1 protein-coding gene is annotated in these 525 nt (G+C 42.1%); it reads left to right on the top strand.

Going from position 1 to position 525, the window contains the following annotated elements; translation table 11 throughout:
• A partial coding sequence (locus R7093_RS27885) for a DUF2799 domain-containing protein (RefSeq protein ID WP_318147366.1) occupies nt 1-234 on the top strand: 234 nt, incomplete at its 5' end.
• Between the last annotated feature and the right edge of the window lie 291 nt (nt 235-525).

Here is a 525-nt window from a genome sequence, read left to right as displayed (position 1 = left end):
GGCATCGCAGGGCACACTTCTCGTAGTGTAAAAGAGCTGAAAACGTTGGGCACTGCTAACCCTGGGGATTATGACCGTGGCTATTTGGAAGGTGTCGCTGAATATTGCAATCCAGACTTTGCTTATCAAATGGGTCTATCTGGCCAATATTATGAGGGTGTCTGTGAGGGCACTGAGCAAGCGCAAAAATTCCGTATGGAATGGCAACGAGGCTGGAACGAATACAGTAATTAATAAATACAGTAATTAACGCCAAGACTCATTCTGTTTCATAATCAAGACGATAGTTTGGCTTGTTGAACTTCTGACAATTCTATCGGATCGCTTTGGTCTACTTGGCTCATTGAGATTGAGTAATAAGTGATATTGAAATATGAAAAAGTACTTTTTAGTTGCGTTAGTATTACTGCCGCTAACCGCAAGTGCCGGCAATGTGCTGAAAGACACGATCAAAGCGAAACGCAAATACGACCATAACAAGCATCAGATTACGAATACGCTCAATAATACCAAGCGGGATATTGA

It is taken from the genome of Vibrio sp. 1580 (genome assembly GCF_033340055.1).
The sequence above is the reverse complement of the archived record's forward strand: the minus strand, read 5'-3'. Positions and strand labels throughout refer to the sequence as shown.